General features: G+C 55.0%; 19 protein-coding genes. 9 read left to right on the top strand and 10 right to left on the bottom strand.

Features of this window, described 5'->3' with window-relative positions:
* The first annotated feature begins 662 nt into the window (after window positions 1-662).
* From hisS to Q0K07_RS09260, 6 genes are all read left to right on the top strand, one after another.
* Complete coding sequence (gene hisS, locus Q0K07_RS09235; RefSeq protein WP_294558671.1) at window positions 663-1919, top strand: histidine--tRNA ligase; 1257 nt, start codon at window positions 663-665, stop codon at window positions 1917-1919.
* 12 nt (window positions 1920-1931) lie between these two features.
* Window positions 1932-3791: an aspartate--tRNA ligase gene (gene aspS, locus Q0K07_RS09240; RefSeq protein WP_294558672.1), complete on the top strand. Its 1860-nt coding sequence runs from the start codon at window positions 1932-1934 to the stop codon at window positions 3789-3791.
* A 3-nt stretch (window positions 3792-3794) separates the two neighbouring features.
* Window positions 3795-4307, top strand: coding sequence for a peptide deformylase (def, locus tag Q0K07_RS09245; RefSeq protein ID WP_294558674.1), 513 nt, complete (start codon window positions 3795-3797; stop codon window positions 4305-4307).
* Between the two features lie 260 nt (window positions 4308-4567).
* Window positions 4568-5545 (top strand): methionyl-tRNA formyltransferase, encoded by a 978-nt coding sequence (gene fmt, locus Q0K07_RS09250; RefSeq protein ID WP_294558675.1) that lies wholly within the window; start codon window positions 4568-4570, stop codon window positions 5543-5545.
* Window positions 5546-5601: 56 nt separating this feature from the next.
* Window positions 5602-6978 (top strand): transcription antitermination factor NusB, encoded by a 1377-nt coding sequence (locus tag Q0K07_RS09255; protein WP_294558677.1) that lies wholly within the window; start codon window positions 5602-5604, stop codon window positions 6976-6978.
* Window positions 6979-7336: 358 nt separating this feature from the next.
* Window positions 7337-8746, top strand: a complete 1410-nt coding sequence (locus Q0K07_RS09260; protein WP_294558679.1) for an MATE family efflux transporter — start codon at window positions 7337-7339, stop codon at window positions 8744-8746.
* Window positions 8747-8814: 68 nt separating this feature from the next.
* On the opposite strand, the gene dctP is transcribed toward Q0K07_RS09260, so the two are convergent.
* The 3 genes from dctP to Q0K07_RS09275 form a co-directional block, all read right to left on the bottom strand.
* On the bottom strand, window positions 8815-9852 hold the full coding sequence (gene dctP, locus Q0K07_RS09265) for a TRAP transporter substrate-binding protein DctP (protein ID WP_294558681.1): 1038 nt from the start codon (window positions 9850-9852) through the stop codon (window positions 8815-8817).
* A 25-nt stretch (window positions 9853-9877) separates the two neighbouring features.
* Entirely contained in the window at window positions 9878-11770 is a 1893-nt protein-coding gene (locus Q0K07_RS09270; RefSeq protein ID WP_294558683.1) for a TRAP transporter large permease subunit, read from the bottom strand.
* A gap of 164 nt (window positions 11771-11934) precedes the next feature.
* Entirely contained in the window at window positions 11935-13869 is a 1935-nt protein-coding gene (locus Q0K07_RS09275) for an NAD(P)/FAD-dependent oxidoreductase (RefSeq protein WP_294558686.1), read from the bottom strand.
* 424 nt (window positions 13870-14293) lie between these two features.
* On the opposite strand from Q0K07_RS09275, the gene Q0K07_RS09280 reads away from it, so the two are divergent.
* Window positions 14294-15019 carry an amidohydrolase family protein gene (locus Q0K07_RS09280; RefSeq protein WP_294558688.1) on the top strand — a complete coding sequence of 242 codons (726 nt, stop codon included), beginning with the start codon at window positions 14294-14296 and terminating at the stop codon, window positions 15017-15019.
* 172 nt (window positions 15020-15191) lie between these two features.
* Here the strand turns inward: Q0K07_RS09280 and Q0K07_RS09285 are convergent, their stop codons facing one another.
* The 4 genes from Q0K07_RS09285 to Q0K07_RS09300 form a co-directional block, all read right to left on the bottom strand.
* A complete protein-coding gene (locus Q0K07_RS09285) occupies window positions 15192-16127 on the bottom strand; it encodes a LysR family transcriptional regulator (RefSeq protein WP_294558690.1) in 936 nt (311 codons plus the stop codon).
* A 133-nt stretch (window positions 16128-16260) separates the two neighbouring features.
* Window positions 16261-17175, bottom strand: coding sequence for a ParB/RepB/Spo0J family partition protein (locus Q0K07_RS09290; protein ID WP_294558692.1), 915 nt, complete (start codon window positions 17173-17175; stop codon window positions 16261-16263).
* Between the two features lie 155 nt (window positions 17176-17330).
* Entirely contained in the window at window positions 17331-18101 is a 771-nt protein-coding gene (locus tag Q0K07_RS09295) for an AAA family ATPase (protein WP_294558694.1), read from the bottom strand.
* Window positions 18102-18678: 577 nt separating this feature from the next.
* Window positions 18679-19293, bottom strand: a complete 615-nt coding sequence (locus Q0K07_RS09300; RefSeq protein WP_294558695.1) for a hypothetical protein — start codon at window positions 19291-19293, stop codon at window positions 18679-18681.
* 272 nt (window positions 19294-19565) lie between these two features.
* On the opposite strand from Q0K07_RS09300, the gene Q0K07_RS09305 reads away from it, so the two are divergent.
* Both Q0K07_RS09305 and Q0K07_RS09310 read left to right on the top strand, forming a co-directional pair.
* Window positions 19566-19802: a hypothetical protein gene (locus Q0K07_RS09305; RefSeq protein ID WP_294558696.1), complete on the top strand. Its 237-nt coding sequence runs from the start codon at window positions 19566-19568 to the stop codon at window positions 19800-19802.
* A 45-nt stretch (window positions 19803-19847) separates the two neighbouring features.
* Window positions 19848-20528, top strand: a complete 681-nt coding sequence (locus Q0K07_RS09310) for an IS1595 family transposase (RefSeq protein ID WP_294555428.1) — start codon at window positions 19848-19850, stop codon at window positions 20526-20528.
* 380 nt (window positions 20529-20908) lie between these two features.
* On the opposite strand, the gene Q0K07_RS09315 is transcribed toward Q0K07_RS09310, so the two are convergent.
* Genes Q0K07_RS09315 through Q0K07_RS09325 form a run of 3 tightly spaced genes read right to left on the bottom strand, consistent with a single transcriptional unit; the run spans window position 20909 to window position 22658 of the window.
* Entirely contained in the window at window positions 20909-21346 is a 438-nt protein-coding gene (locus Q0K07_RS09315) for a DUF488 family protein (protein WP_294558698.1), read from the bottom strand.
* A gap of 15 nt (window positions 21347-21361) precedes the next feature.
* Window positions 21362-21988: a DUF488 family protein gene (locus tag Q0K07_RS09320; RefSeq protein WP_294558699.1), complete on the bottom strand. Its 627-nt coding sequence runs from the start codon at window positions 21986-21988 to the stop codon at window positions 21362-21364.
* A complete protein-coding gene (locus Q0K07_RS09325) occupies window positions 21975-22658 on the bottom strand; it encodes a hypothetical protein (protein WP_294558700.1) in 684 nt (227 codons plus the stop codon). Before Q0K07_RS09325 ends, Q0K07_RS09320 begins: the two co-directional genes overlap by 14 nt.
* Between the last annotated feature and the right edge of the window lie 468 nt (window positions 22659-23126).

The raw sequence follows: 23126 nt of genomic DNA on the forward strand, positions 1-23126 counted from the left end.
CGGAGCCGGGCGGAACATGTTTCTTTGTGGAAAGGGCGGTATCTGCTTTCAGCGTACCTGGGCCCGGCCTGAGTGCTGCCATTTGTGAGCCAGCCGGGGGCGTTGGCTTTCTGTCGTGCGGGCACAGGCCCGGGCGGGGAGACTTGCTGCAAAGAGAAGGGCGGGCACAGCCCCCCGATGGAAATTTTCCTTCTCCTGTCTTGTCCTGGGGGCTTTCCTGAGGGGTGAAACTTTCTGCCGGAAGATGCGGCCTGCCTATTTCCTGCCTGGGCGGAGTTTTCCCGGGAGCCGAATGCGTCTGCCGGAATAATCTGCCGGATTTCGGCGCTCCCCCTGCCGGGGCGTGACACGAAAAATTTGGGAAATCTCCTTCACTCCGGCCATGTGATACGGGGGTAGGGCGTTTTTTCTTTCCGGTGCCGTGGGGGATCCGCCGGAACATGTTCTGCGCTCCGGGCAGAGGACGGGTGCCGTCACCTGTATTTTACTGTTTTTTCCTGTAGTTCCGCACGGTTCTGCAGAAGGGCAGGGGCTGTGGAGCTTTTCCCGGAAGGGTGTGCCGGGCAGGGCTTTCCTGCGGGGAGAGAACCGGGAGAAGCTTTGACAACGGGGAAAAAAGGCCCTATCCTCATGCGTTATTTCTACTTTGCTGGAGTCCGTTCATGGCACAGATTCAGGCTATCAAGGGCTTTGCCGACCAGTTTCCGGCGCAGAGCCGTCTTTTTGAGATGATGGAGACCACCGCGCGCGAGGTTTTCCCCCGCTACGGCTTTGGTGAGCTTCGTACTCCCCTCATGGAGTACACCGATCTTTTCTGCCGCGGCATCGGCACCGAAACCGACGTGGTGCAGAAGGAAATGTACTGCATTCCCGACAGCAAGGGGCGTTCCATGTCCCTGCGCCCGGAAGCCACGGCAGGCGTCATGCGCGCCTATATCGAAAACGGTGTGCATGCCCGTGAAGCCGTGAGCAGGTTTTTCACCATCGGCCCCATGTTCCGGCATGAACGCCCGCAGAAGGGCCGTATGCGTCAGTTCCATCAGATCAACTGCGAGTGCCTCGGCCCGCGGGAACCTGAGGCGGATGCGGAAATCATCTGCATGATGATGGAGTTTCTCGGCAAGCTGGGCCTCAGGAAGCTGACGCTTCAGATCAACTCCCTGGGCTGCTCTTCCTGCCGTCCCGTGTACCGCAAAAATCTCCACGACTGGCTGGCCGGACTTGATCAGTCGAAGCTGTGCGAAGACTGCCGCCGCCGCATGGAGACCAATCCGCTGCGCGTTCTGGACTGCAAGGTTCCCTCCTGCAAGGAACTCACGGCCGACGCTCCCGTGATTCTGGAAAACGAATGCCCCGACTGCCGCGCTCATTTTGAAGCCGTGCTCCGTCACCTCGATGCGGAAAAGATTCCCTACGAGATCAATCACCGCCTGGTGCGCGGGCTGGACTACTACACCCGCACCACCTGGGAAGTGGTGTCCAATGAAATCGGTTCCCAGGGTTCCGTGGCGGGCGGCGGCCGTTACGACGGTCTGGTGGAACAGCTCGGCGGTCCTTCCGTGCCCGGCATCGGCTTTGCCTGCGGCATGGAGCGCCTGGCCCTTCTGCTGGAAGGCCGTGAGCTTCCTGCGGTTTCTCCTGATTTTTATGTGGCCGTGCTCGACGATTCCTGCCGCGACGCCGCCTTTGCTCTGGCGCAGAACCTGCGCCGCGAGGGCTTTTCCGGCACCATGGGCTATGAGAGCCGCAGCATGAAGGCCACCATGCGCCAGGCAGGCAAGTCCGGCGCCCGTTATACGCTCATCATGGGTACCGATGAACTTGCCGCCGGTACCGTCATCATCAAGAACATGGAATCCGGCGAACAGCGCGAAGTGCCTTGTGCCGACGTCGCAGCCGGCCTGAACGCCGAAAAATAAAGAGGAATGGTCATGAGCCAGTTTGAAGAAAACGAAAAGACTGTCGTGGACATCCAGAAGGAACACGGCCGCTACATCAAGCCGCTGGGCGACTGGAAGCGCAGCCATCACTGCAACGACCTGACCATTGCCGATGACGGTAAGACCGTGTGCCTCATGGGCTGGGTGCAGTATCGCCGCGACCACGGCGGGCTGATTTTTGTGGACCTGCGCGACCGCGACGGCCTCACCCAGGTGGTGTTCAGCCCCGAAATCGCGCCCGAAGCCCACAAGGACGCCCATATCCTGCGCAGTGAATACGTCATCGCCATCAAGGGCCGCGTCCGTCCCCGCCCTGAGGGCATGACCAACCCCAACCTGCACACCGGCGAAATCGAAGTGGTGGTGCTGGAATGGAAGCTGCTCAACACCGCCAAGACGCCGCCCTTCCTGGTGGAGGACCGTACCGACTGTTCCGAGGCCGTGAGACTGCAGTACCGCTATCTTGATCTGCGTCGTCCTTCCATGGCGAAGAACCTCCGCACCCGTCACAAGATTGTGCAGGCCTGCCGCAGCTATTTGAATGAGCTTGATTTCCTGGAAGTGGAAACGCCCTATCTCACCAAGTCCACGCCTGAAGGCGCGCGCGACTTCCTCGTGCCCAGCCGCATGGCTCCGGGCGAATTCTACGCGCTGCCCCAGTCTCCCCAGCAGTTCAAGCAGATGCTCATGATGAGCGGTGTGGACCGCTATTATCAGGTGGCCCGTTGCTTCCGTGACGAAGATCTGCGCGCCGACCGTCAGCCTGAATTCACCCAGGTGGACATTGAAATGAGCTTCGTGAACGAAGATCAGGTCATGAGCATGGCCGAAGGGCTTATTGCCCGCGTGTTCAAGGAAGCTCTGGGCGTGGATATTCCGCTTCCGCTTCCGCGCATGCCTTACGACGACGCCATGCGCGATTACGGCTCCGACAAGCCCGACACCCGCTTTGACCTGAAGCTCAAGGACGTGACCTCCATCGTGCACGGTTCCGCCTTCAAGCTCTTCTCCGGCGCGAAGCTGGTGAAGGCTCTGCGCGTGCCCGGCGGCGCCACCATGACCCGCAAGGAAATCGACGAACTCACCGATTTTGTGAAGGGCTTCGGCGCTCAGGGCCTCGCCTGGATCAAGATTCACGAAAACGAATGGCAGTCTCCCATTGCCAAGTTCCTTTCCGAAGAGGAAAGGGCGGGCCTTACCGAAGCCTGCGGTCTTGAAGTGGGCGACATCGTCTTCTTCCAGGCCGGGGAACCGGGCCTGGTGAACAACGCTCTGGGGAGCCTCCGCGTGAAGCTCGGCAACAAGCTCGGCCTTATCCCCGAAGGCACCTGGAACCTTCTCTGGGTGACGGACTTCCCGCTGTTTGAATACAGCGAGGAGGAACAGCGCTGGGTGGCCTGCCACCATCCCTTCACCGCCGCGCAGGACGAAAGCTACGACATCATGCTTTCCGATCCGGCCCGCGCCAAGGCCCGCGCCTACGACATGGTGCTGAACGGCAACGAAATCGGCGGCGGCTCCATCCGTATCCACAACCCCGCCGATCAGACCCGCATGTTTGAAGGTCTGGGCTTCACCGAAGAATCCGCCAAGGCCCAGTTCGGCTACTTCATCCAGGCGCTGGACTACGGCACCCCGCCCCACGGCGGCATAGCCTTCGGTCTTGACCGCGTGGCCATGCTGCTCACGGGCGCTTCTTCCATCCGTGACGTCATTGCCTTCCCCAAGAACCAGAAGGCCGCCTGCCTGCTCACCGAAGCTCCTTCCCCCGTGGACAACAAGCAGCTTCGTGAACTGGGTATCCGGCTTCGTGAAAAGGCCGCGCCGGCTCCCGGCACGGCTGCGGAGTAAGCCATGCTTCGTCCTGTTCTTCAGTATCCCGATCCGCTCCTGGCCAAGGTCAGCGAGCCGGTGGCCGAAATCAACGACGAGATCCGCGCTCTGGCTCAGGATATGCTCGACACCCTCACCACCGTGGGCGGCGTGGGCATTGCCGCGCCGCAGATAGGCGTGCTCAAGCGTGTGGTCATCATCGACGTGTCGCAGGAAAAGAACGATCCCGACCTGCCTCAGGAATTCAAGGTGTTCGTGAATCCTGTGATCACCGTGCTCGATCCGAAAGGCCATGAGGAAAACGAAGGCTGCCTTTCCGTGCCGGAACTTCGGGCGAAGGTGAAGCGTCCCCGCCGTGTGGCGCTGGATGCCCTGGATCTGGACGGCAAGCCCGTCCATATCGAAGGCGAAGGCTACTACGGCGCCTGCATGCAGCATGAAACCGATCATCTGGACGGCAAGCTGTTCATCGACCACATCAGCTATCTCAAGCGTTCTCTTTACGACAAGAAAATGAGAAAGGGCAGAAAGTAAGTTCTGCCTGGCGCTTGTGCGCGACATCAGGCCCGGGCCTTCGGCCCGGGCTTTTTTTGTGGCAGAGGCCTGCGGGGCACGTCTGGACGCGGGAGCCTGGAGACCGTAGAGTGTTTTCGCCGTGTTGTTCCGTGCATGGGCCGCTTTTCGGAAGCTGCATGCCTTTGGAGAAGGCAGGTACGGAAACATCTGAAGCAGGCCGCGGCGCAAGGCCGCATGGCCGAAGAAGCGGGCAAACGACGTTTTTTTGTGGAGCTTGTATGTCGAAACTGCGCATTGTGTTCATGGGCACGCCGGATTTTGCGGCGGTGATTTTGAAGGCCGTGGCCGCCTGGGAGGGCGGTGAGGTCGTGGCCGTTTATACGCAGCCGGACCGTCCGGCGGGCAGAGGAAAGAAGCTCAAGGCCTCCGCCACCAAGGAACTTGCCCTGGAACTGGGCCTGCCCGTGTATCAGCCGCGCAATTTCCGCGATGATGCCGATGTCGAGACGCTTGCCGGACTGCGGCCCGATGTGCTGGTGGTGGCGGCCTACGGGCTTCTTCTGCCTCAGAGAGTGCTGGATATCCCCACCATGGGGCCGTACAACGTGCACGGCTCGCTTCTTCCGCAGTACCGGGGCGCGGCGCCCATACAGAGGGCCGTCATGAACGGTGATACCATTTCCGGCGTGACCATCATGAAGATGGAGGCCGGGCTTGATTCCGGCCCCATGCTGCTGCAGCAGGCGGTGAGCATTGAACCCGGGGATACGGCGGGAACCTTGTTCGACACGCTGGCCGAACACGGTGCAAAGCTCATGGTGGGCGCCCTCGGCATGATCGCCGAGGGCAGGGCGGCCTTTGTGCGCCAGAACGAGGAACTTGTCACCCATGCGGCCAAGATTACGGCGGAAGAGGAATATATCGACTGGAGCATGGATGCGAAGTCCATCCACAACATCATCCGCGGCCTCACGCCTGCGCCCGGCGCAAAGAGCGTGCTGAACGTGGAAGGCCGCGAACCTGCGGTGCTCCGTCTGGAACCGGGGCAGCCCGTGGAGGGAGCAGGGGACCATGCGCCCGGCACGCTTGTGGGTATGGACGGCGACGCGCTTCTTGTGGCCTGCGGTACGGGGGCCTACAGACTCACCCGGCTGCGGCCCGCAGGCAAGGCCTCCATGAGCGCCGTGGATTTTTATAACGGCCGTCTGCGTCAGCTTTCCGCGCCCTACGGGTATTTGAGCGGAAAACAGAGCTGAGGCCCGGAAAGGCTCCAGAATCGTTTTTAAGGCCGTAAAGGCGGAATCGTGAACCAATGGTCGAAAAAATAAAAAAAACGCCTCAGAAACAGCCTGTTTCCGGGGCCCGCGCGGGGGCCCTCGCGCTGCTGCACCAGCTTTTCCAGCACCCGGAGGAGGGAACCCCTCTTCCGGTCATGCTGGCCCGGCATGTTCAGGAGGCAGGACTCGGCAGACAGGATGCGGCGCTTCTTTCCGAACTGGTCTACGGCGTGCTGCGCCATGCTGCTCTGCTGGATGCCGCCCTTGCGGGATATTTGAAAAAGCCCGGCGCGCTTTCCGCGCAGGTGCGGATGCTCCTGCGTCTGGGCACCTATGAGATTCTGTTCATGGGCGGCATTCCCGCCCGGGCCACGGTGAATGAGCTGGTCAATCTGGCGCGCCGCCGTTTCGGTCAGGGGCTGGGCGGTCTGGTGAACGGCGTGCTCCGTTCCGTGGACAGGGATGCGGAGGCGCTGCGCCTTGCCGCGGAAGAGAAGCGGCGCAGGCTTGAGCGTGCGGAAGCGGATGCGGAAGGCATGGCGGAAGCGGCTTCCCTTCCCTTGTGGATGGCAGAGATGTGGGTTGCGCAGTACGGCGGCAAAGAGGCCTGCCGCATGGCATGCAACACGCTGAGCCACCCCGCGCCGTGCTGGCGCGTGAACATGGCGAGAGCCTGGGGCGAAATGCTGGTCGGGCACTGGCTCGAACGGGGATATGCCCCCGTGGGGCAGGGCGGATTTTCCGCCTGGGGTCTGGCAAAGGACAGGGAACATGCCTCCGTGGAACAGACGCTGCTGGAAAATTTCGAGCGGCGCGGCGACATGACGCGGCAGGGCGCGACTTCCCAGCTTGCGGCGGAATACCTGGCCTCGTGGCTGGAAAAGGAAGGCCTGAAGGATGCCCCGCTGTGGGATGCCTGCTGCGGCAGAGGCGGCAAGACCACGGCGCTTCTGGAAAAGAGCGTGCATGTGGCCTTTGCCAGTGAGCCTTCCTCCTTCCGGCTGGAAGAGCTGAAGGCCGCCATCACGCGGCTGGCGCTTCCGCGGCCCCGCCTGTTCTGCGGGCAGGCTCAGGAGGTGGAAGAATCCTTCCCCTTGATATTATTGGATGTTCCGTGCAGCGGTACGGGCACGCTCGCCCGTAATGCCGAACTTCGCCTGCGCCTTTCCCCGGAAAGGCTCGAAGAGGCTTCCCGGCTTCAGGCTTCCATTCTGGAGCATGCCTGGTCGCGGCTTCTGCCCGGGGGAGCGCTTTTTTATGTGACCTGCGCCCTGAACAGGGCAGAGAACGAGAACCGTGTGGAGGCGTTTGCCCGGGAAAAGGGCGGCCGCCTTGTGGAAGAGAAGATGTTCCTTCCCGCCTTTCCGGGGCAGGATACGCTCTTTATGGCCATACTGCGCAAGGATGCGTGAAGGCGCGGCTCCGGTAGCCCACGCACAGAGGCGGACGGACAGGCTGCAAACGTTGTCATGTGTGGGAATATGGGGTAATGGGATACATGCTGCAGGAAGCGTATATTTCAGCAGTGGTTGTTCAGGGGGATTCATGAAACTCGGTCTGGTGTCTGCTCCGGCTTCATGGCGATGAAGCGTTGCCGGGGCGGAAGGGAAATGTTCCTGTTCATCGAGGCATAGCCCGGCTCAGGCCGGGTCTGCTGTTCTGTCTGCCGGGGCCGCTTTATCGTGCGGCCGATGTTTCCCGTTTGCGGGAAGTGTGTTCAGGGAAGGCCGCGCATTGTCGGCCTTCCTTTTTTTATGCAGGCAGGTTTTCATGAACATGCATCATGACATGACAAAAGGCCCCATAGGGCGCGAGCTCGTTCTTTTCAGTCTTCCTTTGATGCTGGCCCATGTGCTTCAGCTTTTGTACGGTGTGGCGGATATGCTGGTGGTCAGCCGCTTTGTGGGCGAGACTGGGGTTGCCGCCGTGAGCAACGGCAATATGGTGGCTTTTTTTGTGGCTTCTCTGGGAATGGGCTTCGGTTCCGGGGGAGCGGTGGAGACGGGACGTCGTACCGGTGGAGAAAGTGTGCGTGCGCGGGATGAAGCGGTGGACACGTTGCTTTGTTTTTCCCTGCTGTTTTCTCTCGTTGTCGGAGCCGTGAGCTTTTTCTCGTGCGGCCGGGCCCTGGACTGGCTTGGAGTGCCCTGTGAAGCCATGGCGGAGGCTTTTGACTATACGCGCATCATCTGCGCGGGCACGGTGTTTGTGTTCGGGCAGCATACGGTCTGTGCCGTCCTCCGCGCGCTGGGCAGCGGACGCGGACCACTGTTGATTACGGCTTTTTCCGCCGTACTGAACATCGTTCTGGACCTTCTGTTCGTGGGGCTGTGGAACCTTGGTACGGCAGGCGCGGCCTGGGCGACGGTGCTTGCCCAGGGGACGGCTTGTGTTACCGCGCTGTTTTTTCTGCGGAAAGCGCGGAAGGAGGAACACGGGCTTTTTTTTGCTGTGAACCTGAGATGCGGCATGACCGTTTTGCGTACGGCTCTTCCGGCCTCGGCACAGATGGTGGCGGTGAACATGGCGTTTTTAATCATGACGGCCATGCTGAACCGCTACGGAGTGGCCGTGGCTGCGGCTTCGGGCATAGGATTGAAGATCAACACCCTTGCGGGAATGCCCTGCTGGGGCATAGGGCAGGCCATGACGGCCATGGTGGCGCAGAATGGCGGCGCCGGAGAAAGGGCAAGGGTAAAGGCCGTATTCTGGAAAGGACTGGGGCTGAATATGGCCGTCACCTTGTGCATCGTCGCCGTGGTCCAGCTTTTTGCCGTGCCCGTCATGGAGCTTTTTGCTCCTGCGGGGTCGGAGGTGGCGAAGGTGGGCGTGGAATATCTTCGTCTGTGCTGTTCCGTCAACTGTATTTTCTATGTGATCATGTACAGTTTTGATTCCTTTGCGCTGGGTGTGGGAAGGGCGGATATCGCATTTTGCAACGCTCTTCTGGAGGCATTTGCGGCAAGGCTGTTCTTTGCCTGGCTGGGCGCGGACGTTCTCGGTCTGGGGTATGCGGGCATCTATGCGGGGCAGGCCGTTTCCCCCCTTTTTCCTGCGCTGTTCGGCTTGTTTTTCTTTTGCCGTGGATCATGGCGTATTGCGAAGGAAACGTCGGGCGCTGATGACGAAGGCAGAGAAAGGAAATCGCACAGGGAGCCCGGGCAAGAAGCTGAGCGTTAAAAAAGCGGGCGGACATGTCGTCCGCCCGCGGCTGCCGGGAGCTGAGGTCTTTCCGGCATGGGCATGAATTACTTCAGGCCGAATTTTTCCTCACCGAGTTTGCTGTAGTGCAGGCTGAGCTGCAGGTAGGCATTGGTGTCTATGGTATCGCTCAGGGGCTTGAGAATGACGGGAGTGGCCTTTTCCAGAATGGCATCGACGAACTTCTGCCGTTCTTCCGGGGGAACCGTATAGAACTTCTGTCCCTGCTGTTCCAGAAGAAGCTGTTTTTCCGCCGTGGTGTTGTCCGTTTTGTCGGCAATGAGCATTGCCATGGCTTCACCGGTGGTTTCGTCGATGATTTTCTTCAGATCGTCGGGAAGCGCCGCATAGAATTCCTTGTTCATGACGGCATAGCAGAGGGCCGAAGGATTGCCGTAGGTCGTCGTGTATTTGGCCACTTCATGGATTTTCAGGCTGGAAAGCATGTTGTAGTCGGCAAGGCAGGCATCGCCCATATTTCTCTGCAGGGAAAGATAGAAATCACCCATGGGCATCTGCGTGCCCGTGCCTCCCAGGGCGTTGATGATGATGACGGCGTTTCCGCCCGGCACGAAGACATGCATCCCTTTCATGTCCTCAATGGTCCGTATCTGCTTTTTAATGGTGGTGATGGAGGGGCAGCCCGTGGCATGTGCCCATAAGGGCTTGTAGTTCTTCAGATCATCCAGCAGTTCCGGGTGATCTTCCAGCGCTCTGTAGTAGCCGTACGTTCCCGACTTTGCGGTGGTGCAACCTGTGAAGCCCATGCAGTAGGTGTAGGCCAGGGGGAAGAGCCCGGGATTCCGGCCTGCGTTCTGCGTGCCCGCCATCACGCGGCCCTTGGCTACGGCGTCGAAGATTTCCGATTCGTTGCAGATGGTGTTCGGATTATAGAACACGCACTGAATTCTTCCCTGCGAGCGTTCCTCTATTTTTTTGAGCCAGGGTTTATACACCTGTTCCACAACAGGGTCGGTATCCATGAGGTATGAGGCGAAGGTGAGGCGGTAGACACGTTTTGCCGAAGCGTGCGCGGGGAGGAAAAGCAGCAATGCCATCATGAGAATCATGCACGTTTTTTTCATATGCCACTCCTTTATGTTTTTTGCTCTACATGAGCTTCTCGGGCAGATAGAGGACGATTTCAGGAAAAATCGTCACGATGACCACGCATATCAGTATGCACAGAATATACGGCATGACATGCCGGAAGATGAGGTTCATGGGCGCCGCGCCCTCCATGCCTGAGATGGCGAAGACGATGATGCCCACGGGCGGAGTGATCTGCCCCATTTCCATCAGAAGGACGGTGATGACGCCGAACCAGATCGGGTCAAAGCCGCAGGCCTGCACGGTGGGGAAAATGGCGGGCAGAGTCAGAAGAATCATGGGAACCACATTGAAAAGGCAGCCCAGGCCTATGTACATGAGCACGATGCAGGCCAGAACCACATAGCGGTTGGCGTGCATTTCCGTCACCATGTCGGCGAGCATGAACGGAAGTTGTGTGGTGGCCAGAAAGGCCCCGAGAATGCTGACGCCGAGCAGAATGAAGGTGCATTTCACACAGATGTCCGCGGAATGGAAAAGAGAACTTATAAAGGCCTTCCAGGAAAGGCTTCTGCGGCACAGGGCATAGAGGAAGGTTCCGCCTGCACCCACGGCGCCGGCTTCGGTGGGGCTGAAGATGCCGCCGAACATGCCCCCCAGCATGAAGACGATGAGGCCCAGCATGGGAATCAGCTGATACAGGGAACGGATTTTTTCCTTCAGAGGCACGGGATTTCCCCGGGGAGCGAGTTCCGGGTGCCGTATGGCGATGATGCCGGTCATGATGCAGAACAGGATCAGCAGGGTGAAGCCGGGAAGGAAGCCGGCAAGAAAGAGTCTGCCGATGGATTGTTCCGTGACGATGGCATAAAAAATGAATCCTACACTGGGGGGAATGAGTATGCCCAGCGTGCCTCCGGCGGCAAGGCAGGCGCTGGAAAAGGCACTGTTGTAGCGGTAGCGCTTCATTTCCGGGAGAGCCACGGAGGTCATGGTCAGTGCCGTTGCCAGGGAATCGCCGCAGATGGCGGAAAAGCCCGCGCATCCGCTCAGACCCGCTATGGCCAGCCCGCCCGGGTAATGACCGAGCCAGAGACTGCAGGAAGCGAAGAGAGCTTCGCCTATTTTTGCATGGAGCACGAACTCTCCCATGAGCACGAACATGGGAATGACGGAATAGGAATAGTTCATGGTGGATGCGGGCATGGAAAGAAGCACGTTCAGCCCCTGTTCCGGCGTCAGGGAAATGATCATCAGCCCTACGATGCCCGTGATGCACATGGCTCCGGCAATGGAGACCCTCAGCAGAATCAGGGTAATGAGAAGAGCGATGCTGAAAAAGCCCACCTTGGCGTAATCATAGGAAAATTCGGTATCGTGCAGAAGAAGGGGCAGCATTGCCACCAGAACGGCCGCAAGGAAGGACGGGAACATGGAGATGCCGAGGCTTTTCATTTTCCCTATATGCGTGACGATGTTCCGGAGTGCGGCCAGAGTAAAGACCAGAGCCCCCGCCAGCCCGAAGACGATGAACACGGAAAGTTTGAGAAAGAGGGCGGGCGTGTATTCCCCGCTCTGCATCTTGTCGAGAAAGCTCAAAAACAGGTAGCGGGACATGAGCACGGCAAGAAGGGCCGTAAGCAGGGAGACAAACATGAAGACGCGTTCTCCGGCACGGGGAGAAAGCTTGTCCGTCAGCAGATCCACCGCAATGTGGGATTCACTGAGTTGTATTTTTCCCAGCCCGAAAAAGAGAATCAGAAACATGGTGAGTTCGGTGAGTTCTATGCTTCCTCCCAGCGGGGATTGAGCGAAGAACCGCATGCCGACATCGATGCAGGTGATCGCCATCATGAAAAAGATGCCGATCCCGCAGAGATTATAGAAAAAAGTGCATATGCGTTCGATGAAGCTGTCGATATGCCGCATTGTTTTCGTCAGCGCTGGATTCATATATCAGGGCTCCTTGAGGATGCGGACGAATCCTTGGGTCGGATGTTTTTCCAGAACTGTGCATTGCCGGGAAGAGGGCATTGCGTCGGAAGAGAAGGAAGGCATGGCGTGTGCCGTCCGCCTCGGAGAAGGGACGTCGTACCGAAGCGGAGAGGGGAAGAGTGTCATACCACGTCGAGGGAAAGGGCCGTCTCCATGGCGGAGCGGAGGGCCTGGGCAACCTTTCCGGCATGGACGGCGTCACCGACGACGACGGTACGGACGGAATCCCTGATTTCCTGTTCCAGAGGATTGAAGGCGCGGCTGCCGAGGGCGAGCACGATGGAATCAAAGCCTTCCAGCGTATGTTCCGAGCCGTTTCTGAGGAAGCTGAGTCCTCCTTCATGAAACTCCGTGATGGCTGCGCCGGTGATGAAGGTGACTCTCTGTTCGTTGAGGCGGCGGAGTATGTCTTTTCGCGGTACAAGGGGCAGGTCTGCGGCGACCTCGTCCCGGAGTTCGACGACAGTGACCTCTCTGCCGTAGCCGCTCAGATAGTCGGCAGTTTCCACGCCGACCATGCCGCCCCCGGCCACAAGAACCCGTTTTCCCGTCGGAGAGACGCCGCTGAGGACATCCACGGCATGCAGCAGGTCGGGATTGTGTATGCCTTCTATGGGCGGCAGCAGGGGAACTCCCCCCGTGGCAAGAACGACCGCGTCCGGGTTCAGGTGCCGGATGAGTGCCGCCGTCACCTCGCATGCCGTATGGATGCGGACTCCGTGTTTTTCACACATCACCCGGAGCCAGCACAGAGCCTTGGCCAGTTCTCCCTTGGCGGGAGGAAGGGCTGCAATGCGGAACTGTCCTCCCAGGTGTGGTGTTTTTTCATACAGGTCCACGGTATGCCCGCGTTTTGCCAGCAGATATGCACTCATCATGCCGGCGGGGCCGCCTCCGGCCACAAGAATATGACCGGGCTGTGCGGCGGGGTGGATGCAGAATTCCCCCTCGTGCCCCGTGAAGGGATTGATGGCGCAGCCCGTGTGTTTTCCGCTGAGTATATTGCCTGTGCACTGATCGTGACATGCAATGCACGGACAGATTTCGTCGGTTTTTCCTTCCAGTATTTTCCGGGGAAAGTCCGGATCGGCCAGAGATTGCCGGCCTATGGCCACAAGGTCCGCTCTGCCTGTGGAGATGAGTTCTTCGGCGATGTGAAGATCGTTGATGCGTCCTACCGTGATGACGGGAACGGAAACATCCCTTTTGATGTCTTCGGCATAACGGGACAGGGCGGCAAGAGGCTGTGTTCCCGTGCCCCAGAGGTTTTCCATGTCGGCATAGGTGGCCGTCGACACATGGATCGCATTCACCCCTGCCTCTTCCAGAATTCGCGCCATGGCGCGAGTTTCGGCGATTCCTCGTCCACCGGGTGAGTGTTCCTCCGCACTGATGCGGAAGATCAGAGGAAAGTCGGGACCGGTTCTGCGGCGGATGGCGCTGATGATGAGGCGGGGGAAACGCATGCGGTTTTCCAGGCTTCCTCCGAAGGCGTCGGAGCGTCTGTTGCTGTAGGAGGACATGAATTCCGCCACGAGATAGCCGTGAGCGCCGTGTATTTCCACGGCGTCCGCACCGGCTCTCTGCGCGCGTTCCGCCGCCTCTCCGAAGCGTTCGGCAAGCAGGAGAATGTCGGCTTCGGAAAGTTCCTCGGGGACTTCCCCGCAGACAGGGCAGGGCAGGGGTGAAGGCGCCACCGGGCGGCGTCCGTCCAGAAAGGCGGAAACGGTCTGTCTTCCCGCATGGTGAAGCTGAACGGAGAGGCATGCGCCGTGGGCGTGTATCCTCCGGGCCAGTTTTTCAAAACCGGAAAGAAACCTGTCGTCGTACAGCCCGGGCTCGCAGGGGCCGGCGTTGCCGCGCGGGTCGACCGCCACGACTTCGGTGGTGATAAGGGAAAAACCGCCGAGAGCACGCCGTTCATAGTAGGAGATGAAACGCTCGGAAAGGGTTCCGTCCGCATGGGCATAGTTTGTTCCCATGGCGGGGACGACAAGGCGGTTGCGAAGCGTCATCGAGTTGATGGTTATCGGCTGGAATAACGACGAGAACTTCATGTACGGCCTCCTTATCGGATAGTTCTTTCTTAGTATGTAGAAAAATGTAAAAAAAAGAACAAACTAATTTTTTTTCTACGTCACTCCCGGTGATAACAAATTTTTATGACGGTACCACCTTGAAAAGGAAAGGATATGCGCGGTAACGGGGAAAAAATATTTTTCGTTGGACGGCAGATGTTTTTGCAATGTATAGAAACGACAGTTTTCTTTTTATGATGTTCTTTTCCGTTTTTGCATCATTCAGGAGGTTGTTATGAAAGATAGCTTCAGTATTATTGATATGCGGTGCCGTCCTCCGTATAAGGGGTTTCTGTATAATGGCTATCCTTTTGGCCTGTATGATACCTCCGACGCTTCGTTGACGGCGAAATTCGGATTGATGACGGACTTTCAGTATCCGCTTTATCTGAGGAATCCCAGAATGGCTCTTTTCCTTCGGGATATGGATGAAGCTGGGGTCGATTACGGTGTTGCTCCGTATCGTGCCGCATGGGGAGACCCGGAAAACAATCGCGGTCTTATTGACAACGGCGATCTTCTTGAGCTCATGCAGGAATATCCCGACCGTTTCATCGGTGTGGCCGGTATTTCTCCCGTGTACGGCGGCGTTGATCATGCCGTGGAGCAGATAGAGCGGTTCTGTGTGCAGGGGCCCATGAAAGGTATTCTCATGGAGCCTTTTTTCGACAGACCCAACTGGTTTCTGAATGATGCAAAGCTTTCCTATCCGCTGCTTGAGGTCTGCAGAGCGCATCATCTGCCCGTTCTTCTGACCTTCGGCGGATTCTTCGGTTTTCCCAAAGAGCAGCTGCCTCCGCTGGTGGAGGCCCTGAAGGCATTCCCCGACGTGAATTTCGTGCTCTGCCACGGCGGTTATCCCGAGGCGGAAACCGTGTGTCACATGGCCTTCATGTTCAATAACCTGTATATATCGCCCGACATGTATGTCATCCATACACCTGCGAGCCGTGTATATATCGATGCGGCGAATTATCAGCTTCGCGACAGAATCTGCTTCGGCAGCGCATGCCCCGGTATTTCCATGCAGACGGCGGTGCGTCACTACATGAACTGCGGCATACGGAAGGAGGTGCTGGGAAACATTCTTTCCGGTAATGCCGCACGGCTTTTCAACATGACGCTGTAGGACGTTTCGTCCGTCACGGAATGTGCTGCCGTTTGTCTGTGCAGGGCAATCCGGTCACGACGGATGAGCATTTCCGGAAAGACCGGCGGAGTGCTGCAGTTTTTCCGGGAAGGTGACGGTGTCAGAAACAGGAAGGGAAACGCCGGATTCCGGCGTTTCCCTTCCTGTTTTCTCATTCCGGGAGATACTGTCGTATCTGATGCCGGATAAGGGTCAGGATGGTTTTCTCTCCGGGAGAATAATGACTTTTCGGAGGAAAGCAGAGGCAGAAGCAGGCCTGCATGGGGTAGTGCAGAATATGCATGGCCTTTACCAGATTCTTTTCAATATAGTAGTTTTTCTGTGCAAGAAAATAGGAAAAGATTCCCGCAAAGTTCTTGTTTTTTACAATGAAGTTCAACGCGGATTCCCCGGTGAAGAAGGTATGCTCCTTGTTTTTGAAAAAGCGCTTCATGCCATTGTGCGGTGAAAATTTGATATTGTTGTCCGTGTTCAGAATCTGGAGATTGACGAAGTAGAAATTGCCGAGATCTTCCAGCTCCAGGTATTCTTTTTTGGCAAGCTCATGTCTGGCATTGATGAAGATGAGCGACTCCGTCTTTCCTATGACTTCGCATTCCCAGCCGCGATCCCGCACGGTTTTCATCATGCTGTCCTTCTGCGTATCTTCGCAGCAGACAATATAGCAGAAGTGTTCGTCTTCTTCGGGGCGGCATTGAGGAATGTTGTTGGAAGTTTCCACCAGAAGTTCCATGGACGGGTACTGCTTGGAGGCCTGGCTTACCACGTCGGAAAGTACGGTGTTGACCATGGATGTAAAGGCGGAAATTTTGAACTGACCGGAAACGCTGGATTTTTTTTGCGAAAGGTTGAGAAGCTCATCCTGAAGGGCCAGAATTTTTCTGGCAAGAATCAGCGCTTCCGCACCTGCGAGCGTCAGGGTTATTCCCTTGGGGGAACGCTCGAAAAGGGTGACTTCCAGTTCGCGTTCCAGAAGAGCGATGGCGGCACTGAGTGCGGCCTGAGTGATATAAAGGTGCTCGGCGGCCTTGCGCATGGAAGACCATTTTGCGGTTTCCACGAAGTATTTCAGGTGGCTTAGTTGCATAGTCCTCTCACGGAAAAGTTGCTGTGTCCGGCATCTCCCATGTATGGATGTTCGATGGAGTGTTTTCTGTGCTGGCGGGGAGAGGGGCATGCGTGAGGGATGTTCCGGTGTGCCCGCGCATGCCCCGGAAGTGTCAGTTCTGTGAGTCCTCGTCCTTCAGGCCCAGCATGCCGAGGATGCGGGCCAGTTCTTCCGGACTGGCGTAGGGGATCTGAATGCGGCCCTGCTGTTCGTTGCCGCTGATGGTGGCCCGGGTGCCGCAGCTCTGGCGCAGGAGGTTCTGCAGATTTTTGATGACCTGGGGCCGGGGCGTGCGCGCGGCACGCGGCGCGGCGGGGTTGCCCTGCGGTTCAAGCTTTTCCGGGAGTTTCCCGCTGCGCTTGCAGGTATCGGCCGCGGCCTCCGTTTCGCGTACGGAAAGATGATGTTCCAGAATGGCGGCATAGAGCTTTTTCTGCAGAGCCTCGTCGGTGACGGAGAGCAGGGCGCGGGCATGGCCTGCGCTGATGTCGCCCCGGGCGAGGGCATCCCGCATGGAAGAGGGAAGCTGCAGAAGGCGCAGGCTGTTGGCCACGGCGGAGCGGCTTTTGCCGAGCTGTTCCGCCAGTGCTTCCTGGCTCAGGCCATGGGCCTCGCGCAGGGCCTGCAGGGCTTCGGCTTCCTCCATGGGGTTCAGGTCTTCTCTCTGGAGGTTTTCCACCAGAGCCACGGTCATGGCTTCCTTGTCCGTATATTCCGTAACGATGACGGGAACTTCTGTGAGGCCCGCCATGCGCGCCGCCCTCCAGCGCCTTTCCCCGGCCACGATTTCGTAGCGCTGGGGCATGCCCGGGAGAAGGCGCACCAGAAGAGGCTGGATCACGCCCTGATGCCTGATGGATACGGCAAGTTCGGCAAGGGCGGCATGGTCGAAAAGCTTCCGGGGCTGATGTTTGCCGGGAACAAGCTGGGTAAGGGCAAGCTTTCTTGTTTCTTCGCTGCTGCTTTCCGAGGCGGCGCTGAGAAGGGAACTGAGGCCTCGGCCGAGGCCGCGTTCGGGAATGTTCATGGTAGCCTCACAGGGAGCGGGCGCTCCGTTTCATGGTCATGGAAGCCCGGGAACAGGGGAAAGGCGTCTCCGGGCGGCAGGCCGTGCGCGGCTCAGGGCGAGTTGTGTTTCTTCCGGTCGGAGAAAGCCCGGAGCACGGTTGTTGTCAGGTATGTTCAGGGCTGCGCCGTCTTGTGGACGACCTCGCGGGCCAGTTCCAGATAGGCTTCCGCGCCCTTGGACTTGATATCGTAATGCAGGATGGACTTCCCGTGGCTGGGGGCTTCGGAAAGACGCACGTTGCGGGGGATGACGGTTTGAAACATGTGCTTGGGGAAGCAGCGTTCCGCCTCGGCCTTGACCTGGCGCGCAAGCTTGTTGCGGGAATCGTACATGGTGAGCAGCACGCCCAGAATCTTCAGGTCCCGGTTCAGGCGCTTGCGCACCTGTTCATAGGTGTGCAGCAGCTTGACGATGCCTTCCAGTGCGAAAAATTCGCATTGCAGGGGAATGAGTATTTCGTGGGCGGCGCACAGCGTATTGATGGTGATGAGACCGAGGGAAGGAGGGCAGTCGAGAATGATGTAATCGTAGTTGTCGGCCACCTGCCCCAGAAGGTCGGCCAGATAGAATTCCCGCGCCATCTTGTCCACCAGTTCTATTTCTATGCCCACAAGATCGGTGGAGGAAGGGAGCAGCGTGAGATAGGGCGTTGCCGTGGGAAGCAGCGTTTCTTCCAGCGTGGAGGTTCCGCACAGCGCCGTATAGAGATTGCGGGTGAGATTCTGCTGGTCGAAGCCCAGAGAGCTGGTGGAATTGGCCTGCGGGTCGCAGTCCACCAGAAGAACACGGTTTTCCATGATAGCCAGAGAGGCGGAAAGGTTGACCGACGTGGTGGTTTTGCCCACGCCGCCTTTCTGGTTGGCGACAGCAATGATTCTGGCCAAGATAATGCTCCTTTCCCAATGTCTTTCTTTACATAAACGCTGGCATAGGGAAAAGCAAGGAGTGTTTCACGTGAAACAGGAGAGGATACGGGAAGGATGTTTCACGTGAAACATCGAAACCTGTGGGAAATACTATAAAAATTTTTCAGGCAGCGGGGAGGGCGCGGCAGGAGGTACCGGGAGAAGGGAGCGGAAAGGCATGTGCGGGTAGGTGCGGAAACAAGCCGGGAGAACGCTGCTGCAGGGCATGGCACATACGGTGCTTCGAGTCCCGATTCCGGAAAAGGCCGGAGACCGGCCGGAGGGGCGGGTATGGTTCAGGCGGATCTTCCCTGCGGCCTGTATCGTGGTCCGGTGCGGGAATGGTTTCCGCCTTTTCAGAAAAACGGAATTGCCCTCAGGGAGGGCACGGCAGGATGGCCCGGGGAGAGGTTTTGTGCGGAAGATCGGCCCGGCATGGTGCCCGGCAGGGAAAAGGGAATATGCCCCCGCCATAAGCCGCTGCGGGGACCCGGCTTCGGACAGACGCCTGAGAGAGAAGGGCGGATCGTCTGCCGGAAGATGCAGAGCACGCAGTTCAGGATGAAGAAAGCGGAAACCCGGAAAAGGTTCCCGCTTTCTCTGGCATGGTTTGTTTCCTTCGGCGGATGCGGCATGGGAACATGTTCCGCTCTTCCGCGCGCATGGAGCCTTCGGGAGGTGTGTCGTCTACGGAGTGGTGAAGTGCAGCTCGTCTGTCTCCATGCTTATCTGCGGCACCAGCACGGTTGCCGTTCACCGTATGCTCGGAAGGCTGGGAACCGAGGTGTACGCGCATGGTGACATGTCCCTGAAAGCTCAGGGCACTGTCTGTGGAAGGCTGCGCCTGCTGCAGTTCCTCCAGTCTGGTATATCGGACATGGAAACGGGAGGAAATGAGGAGATCGTTGCCTTCCCGGGAAAGGGAAAGGCTGCGCTCGGAATTGGGCATGACCATTATCCCGTAGTCTGCCATGATGAGGCTTGCGGGTTTTTGTGTTATGCCCATATGAATCAGCAACATTTCCCCCATGCCGTCCATCCCGTTCTGTGTGGCCATCAGGGAAATAAAGGGAAGCAGTTGCCTGTGCTCTTCGCCTACAAAATTTTTGAGGGCTGTTGCATAAACCTCCGGAGACTGCCATTTCTGCAAGTCGGCACCAGTGATCGTCATGCCGTTACGGGGGGCGTCACCCGTGAAGGACGTGTGTATGCCGTCCTCCTGTACCTTCTCCTGTGTCGAAGGCTGGAGAAAATACTGTATGGACGTATTCTGGAAGATCTGCAGCCCCGCGTCGATATCCGCGCCGGGGGCAGGGGCAGGAAGAAGTAGTTTTTTACGGTATCCATGTGTGTCTTCCAGTCGGACACGGGCATGTTGTCGGCGATGTCTGTGAGGGTTCTTTCCAAAGTCTGCCGGGAGCGCAGCGGAAGCGCCTTGAACCTTTGATCGTCGTGCAGCTTGCTGATGACGTCTTTTTTTGCCGCGGCTCTGGTTTCTTTCATCGCCGTTGCGAGACTGTCGGTGACCGTGGCGAGTCTCCGGCTTATCTGCTGCGCCTGGGGCTGGGCGTCGGTACAGGCTTCGTTGACGGCCTGGCGCATGGCGCTGACGACGGCTTCATTTCGCGCCGCGATGGCCGCCCGCCCGCCGGCACTGAGGCTCTGAAAGAATTCGCCTAGGCTCTTGACTAGCTGAAAGGACCTAAAAAGGTTATCTGGTTAGTCATGGCAATGAAAAACAAGTATGCGTATCGTTCAAGAATTTCTGAGGCAAAAATTCGGCAACTTGTGAAGCTTTTTTCTGTCGATTTGACGGCTTCTCAGATTGCAGAATTGTCTGGTGTCAACCGTAATACCGTTAACCGCTATGTGTCGGCTTTCAGGGAAAGAATCGCCCGATACTGTGAAGCGGAATCTCCTGTAAAAGGTGAGATTGAAGTCGATGAAAGCTACTTCGGAGCACGACGTGTTCGAGGAGTTCGAGGTCGTGGAGCACGTGGAAAAACCATTGTTTTCGGCCTGTTCAAACGTAACGATAAAGTCTATACAGAAATCGTTCCTGATTGCTCCAAGGCCACTCTCCAGGGGATTATCCGAGGACGTGTAGACCTGGAAAGTGTCATTCACTCAGACGGATGGCGTGGGTATGACGGACTGGTGGATTTGGGGAATCAGAAGCACTTTCGTGTCCAGCATTCCCATAACGAATTTGCCACTAAACACTCGCATATAAATGGGATAGAAAGTTTCTGGGGTTTTGCTAAAACTCGACTGATTCGATTTCGTGGGCTCCCGAAGCATACTTTTTATTTCCACTTGAAGGAATGCGAGTTTCGGTTTAACCATAGACAGGAAAACATCTATCTTTTGGTGTTAAAAATGCTCAGAGAACATCCTCTCAGCTAGTCAAGAGCCAACTCCAAATACGATATGAAAAAAGGTTCATAGGGGAAAGGATTTTTCAGCCGAAAGGTATTTATAAAACAACTAAAGTCAGTAAGGGGAGGGGGCGCGTCAAAATAGGAGCCGATCAACCTAATGACGCATGATTCAAAAAAACAGTATCCTAACAGTCCCTATTTACTATCATAAAAATCATTTTACGATAGAGAGGCGGTAATACTTGCATGACTTTGGATTTTTTGCAAGCACAAAGTTGGAAAATTTTCGACGCGTCGAAAATTTTATCAGATATCTACTTATGAATTTAAGGATTCTCTCTTGTAATCTTGCATATTTATCATGTGCTACTTTTATAAATTTGAATAGTATAGCATGATATATAATTAAATATGAATAACATGATCTATATTAAATAACGTCTTCAACTTGTTAGCAGCAAGTCTTCTATGACATCTATCCGCTGTTGGCTCACTACATAAAAGACAAGCGTGATCAAAATCTATATTTTTCAATAAATTTTCAATCTTACGATTATTAATTAACGTCATATATTTTTCCTCATACTCATTCCAAGATATTTTTTTATTTTTATATCCATCTAAAATTTCTTTTGTAGGAGCAAGTATTTCAAGATGTAAATATTTTATATTACATATTTTTTCTAAAAAAAATTCGAGATCATTTTTTTTTGTGTATCCTGCTAATTGAGAAACATTATTTAGTCTAACATCGATAAGAGTCTTAATCTCTTGAGAAGATAAAAGCGAAAAGAAAGTTTTTGCATTTTTTCCTGAAAAGCCAATTGTATAAAGTGAACTCATTACTATCCTCCTTCATTAGTCTTCTTCACTCGAAGAACTAAAACTAATGTGATAAGCAATTTCTCTTTCTTGTTTTTTATATGCTTCATCCCTACGCTCATTATAACTCTTGAAAAAATTTTCTTGTAATAGGTCATACTTGTCCATAATTCTTCTATCTAAGTGATCTTGCTTCTCAATTATTCCAGATTCAAGAATATGTTTTATTTCTATTTCGGGGTAAATATGACGAAATCTATTAGATATAAGAATCGATCTATGGCATGTCATAGGATCTTTTTCTGCACACATGAGACATATAGACATCTTTTTTAAACCAGAATTTATACGTTCACATCCATCAATAAAATCTTTCGTTTTAGATATTTTACTAAAATCTGCGATATTATCGCTATATAAAGAATAATTTTGAGGCCTTGCGCCTAAGACATCTCCAAAAAATAAATAGTATATATTATTCTTTTTTAGTGTATCCTCAATAATAGGTCTATTGTATTGACTATATCTTGAACTGTATGGAGAACTTCGAACATCTATAACTGCTTTTATATTTTTTTTTTGCAAAATTTTAATAAAATCATCCAGAGAAAACGCAGTATAGCCTATTGTATAGAGACAAAAGTTTTGATCACAAGAAGACATGACCAGCCACCAATTTATAGCAGTACCCATTATAAGGCTTTGCCAAACTAACAGTTATATAAAAATCATCCAGTATCATCTCCTCCCCCACTGATAGAACATTCCAGTAGTTTTCTGTGAACGATGGATCTGTTACTATAAGATCATAGTTAATGTTATTATAATAAAATTTAAGCCGTATTTTTGCCTTCGCTTCTTCCGGAAAATAAGATTGATCACGCTTATATACTATAGGATTTTTTGCTTTAACAAAATAAAGTGACGCATTATACTGAGAAGCCCTTACCTCTGATATTTTATCATTAATTCCATGTCTTGTGGATTCACCAAATCCCCAAAGAGAATCAGGTCTATCTTCAAAAAGCTGGCAGGTTTTTTCGATATTGCTTGTGCTTATATGTCCTATTTTTTCCCATTTTGCCTCATTACACAAAATAAAATTTTCAGGTTGTGTTAATTCTAATTTTGCAGATTCCACTTCACATGATACAACATCTCCAATGATGAAAGGAAAATCACCGTATGGAATAGCATCAGCTGTCACTCCAATAGGTCGAAACCAATTACAAACTTTCTTAATATGCCTCTCAATTATGAAAATTTCTTTTCCTGCAACACAAAATCCACCTTCTCTTGCTGATTTTGCTAAACATATAAAAATTTTTTTCATAACTACTCCATGTGTTATATTAATACTTGTCAAAATTAAACAGTGCCTAGCTCAAACAACTACGGCATATTACGTATTTTGTTTACTTCTCCCATTTTTGTCAATGTGTAAATTAAAATGGAATATCGTCCATCGTGCTTTCTGGAATTTCCCATGGTGTATCCTTAAAGGTTCTTTCGGATGGCCAATCTTCTCGGTCTATATCCATAATCTCTGTTAACAGATTCTTATCTCTGGCAGTATCAAGAAATTTTATGTGATCTATATTTATCTCTGTAAACTCCCGGGTATACCCTTGGGGGGCTTGCCACTTGTGGCTTTGAATACGACCTTCGAGATAAAAAGTCGACCTTTTTTTAAATACTGTGAACAAATTTCTGCATTTTTTTGAAGGCTCTTGACTAGCTGAGAGGATGTTCTCTGAGCATTTTTAACACCAAAAGATAGATGTTTTCCTGTCTATGGTTA

It is taken from the genome of uncultured Mailhella sp., assembly GCF_944324615.1.
Lineage (GTDB): Bacteria > Desulfobacterota > Desulfovibrionia > Desulfovibrionales > Desulfovibrionaceae > Mailhella.

What these genes read in the sequence shown, in the direction of transcription:
- Q0K07_RS09260 (WP_294558679.1), top strand. Translation starts at nt 7,337, where the DNA reads ATGAACATGCATCATGACATGACAAAAGGCCCCATAGGGCGCGAGCTC.
- Q0K07_RS09270 (WP_294558683.1), bottom strand. Translation starts at nt 11,770, where the DNA reads ATGAATCCAGCGCTGACGAAAACAATGCGGCATATCGACAGCTTCATC.
- Q0K07_RS09310 (WP_294555428.1), top strand. Translation starts at nt 19,848, where the DNA reads ATGGCAATGAAAAACAAGTATGCGTATCGTTCAAGAATTTCTGAGGCA.
- dctP (WP_294558681.1), bottom strand. Translation starts at nt 9,852, where the DNA reads ATGAAAAAAACGTGCATGATTCTCATGATGGCATTGCTGCTTTTCCTC.
- Q0K07_RS09315 (WP_294558698.1), bottom strand. Translation starts at nt 21,346, where the DNA reads ATGAGTTCACTTTATACAATTGGCTTTTCAGGAAAAAATGCAAAAACT.
- Q0K07_RS09275 (WP_294558686.1), bottom strand. Translation starts at nt 13,869, where the DNA reads ATGAAGTTCTCGTCGTTATTCCAGCCGATAACCATCAACTCGATGACG.
- Q0K07_RS09325 (WP_294558700.1), bottom strand. Translation starts at nt 22,658, where the DNA reads ATGAAAAAAATTTTTATATGTTTAGCAAAATCAGCAAGAGAAGGTGGA.
- Q0K07_RS09300 (WP_294558695.1), bottom strand. Translation starts at nt 19,293, where the DNA reads ATGACGATCACTGGTGCCGACTTGCAGAAATGGCAGTCTCCGGAGGTT.
- aspS (WP_294558672.1), top strand. Translation starts at nt 1,932, where the DNA reads ATGAGCCAGTTTGAAGAAAACGAAAAGACTGTCGTGGACATCCAGAAG.
- Q0K07_RS09290 (WP_294558692.1), bottom strand. Translation starts at nt 17,175, where the DNA reads ATGAACATTCCCGAACGCGGCCTCGGCCGAGGCCTCAGTTCCCTTCTC.
- fmt (WP_294558675.1), top strand. Translation starts at nt 4,568, where the DNA reads ATGTCGAAACTGCGCATTGTGTTCATGGGCACGCCGGATTTTGCGGCG.
- hisS (WP_294558671.1), top strand. Translation starts at nt 663, where the DNA reads ATGGCACAGATTCAGGCTATCAAGGGCTTTGCCGACCAGTTTCCGGCG.
- Q0K07_RS09255 (WP_294558677.1), top strand. Translation starts at nt 5,602, where the DNA reads ATGGTCGAAAAAATAAAAAAAACGCCTCAGAAACAGCCTGTTTCCGGG.
- Q0K07_RS09280 (WP_294558688.1), top strand. Translation starts at nt 14,294, where the DNA reads ATGGCTCTTTTCCTTCGGGATATGGATGAAGCTGGGGTCGATTACGGT.
- Q0K07_RS09285 (WP_294558690.1), bottom strand. Translation starts at nt 16,127, where the DNA reads ATGCAACTAAGCCACCTGAAATACTTCGTGGAAACCGCAAAATGGTCT.
- Q0K07_RS09320 (WP_294558699.1), bottom strand. Translation starts at nt 21,988, where the DNA reads ATGTCTTCTTGTGATCAAAACTTTTGTCTCTATACAATAGGCTATACT.
- def (WP_294558674.1), top strand. Translation starts at nt 3,795, where the DNA reads ATGCTTCGTCCTGTTCTTCAGTATCCCGATCCGCTCCTGGCCAAGGTC.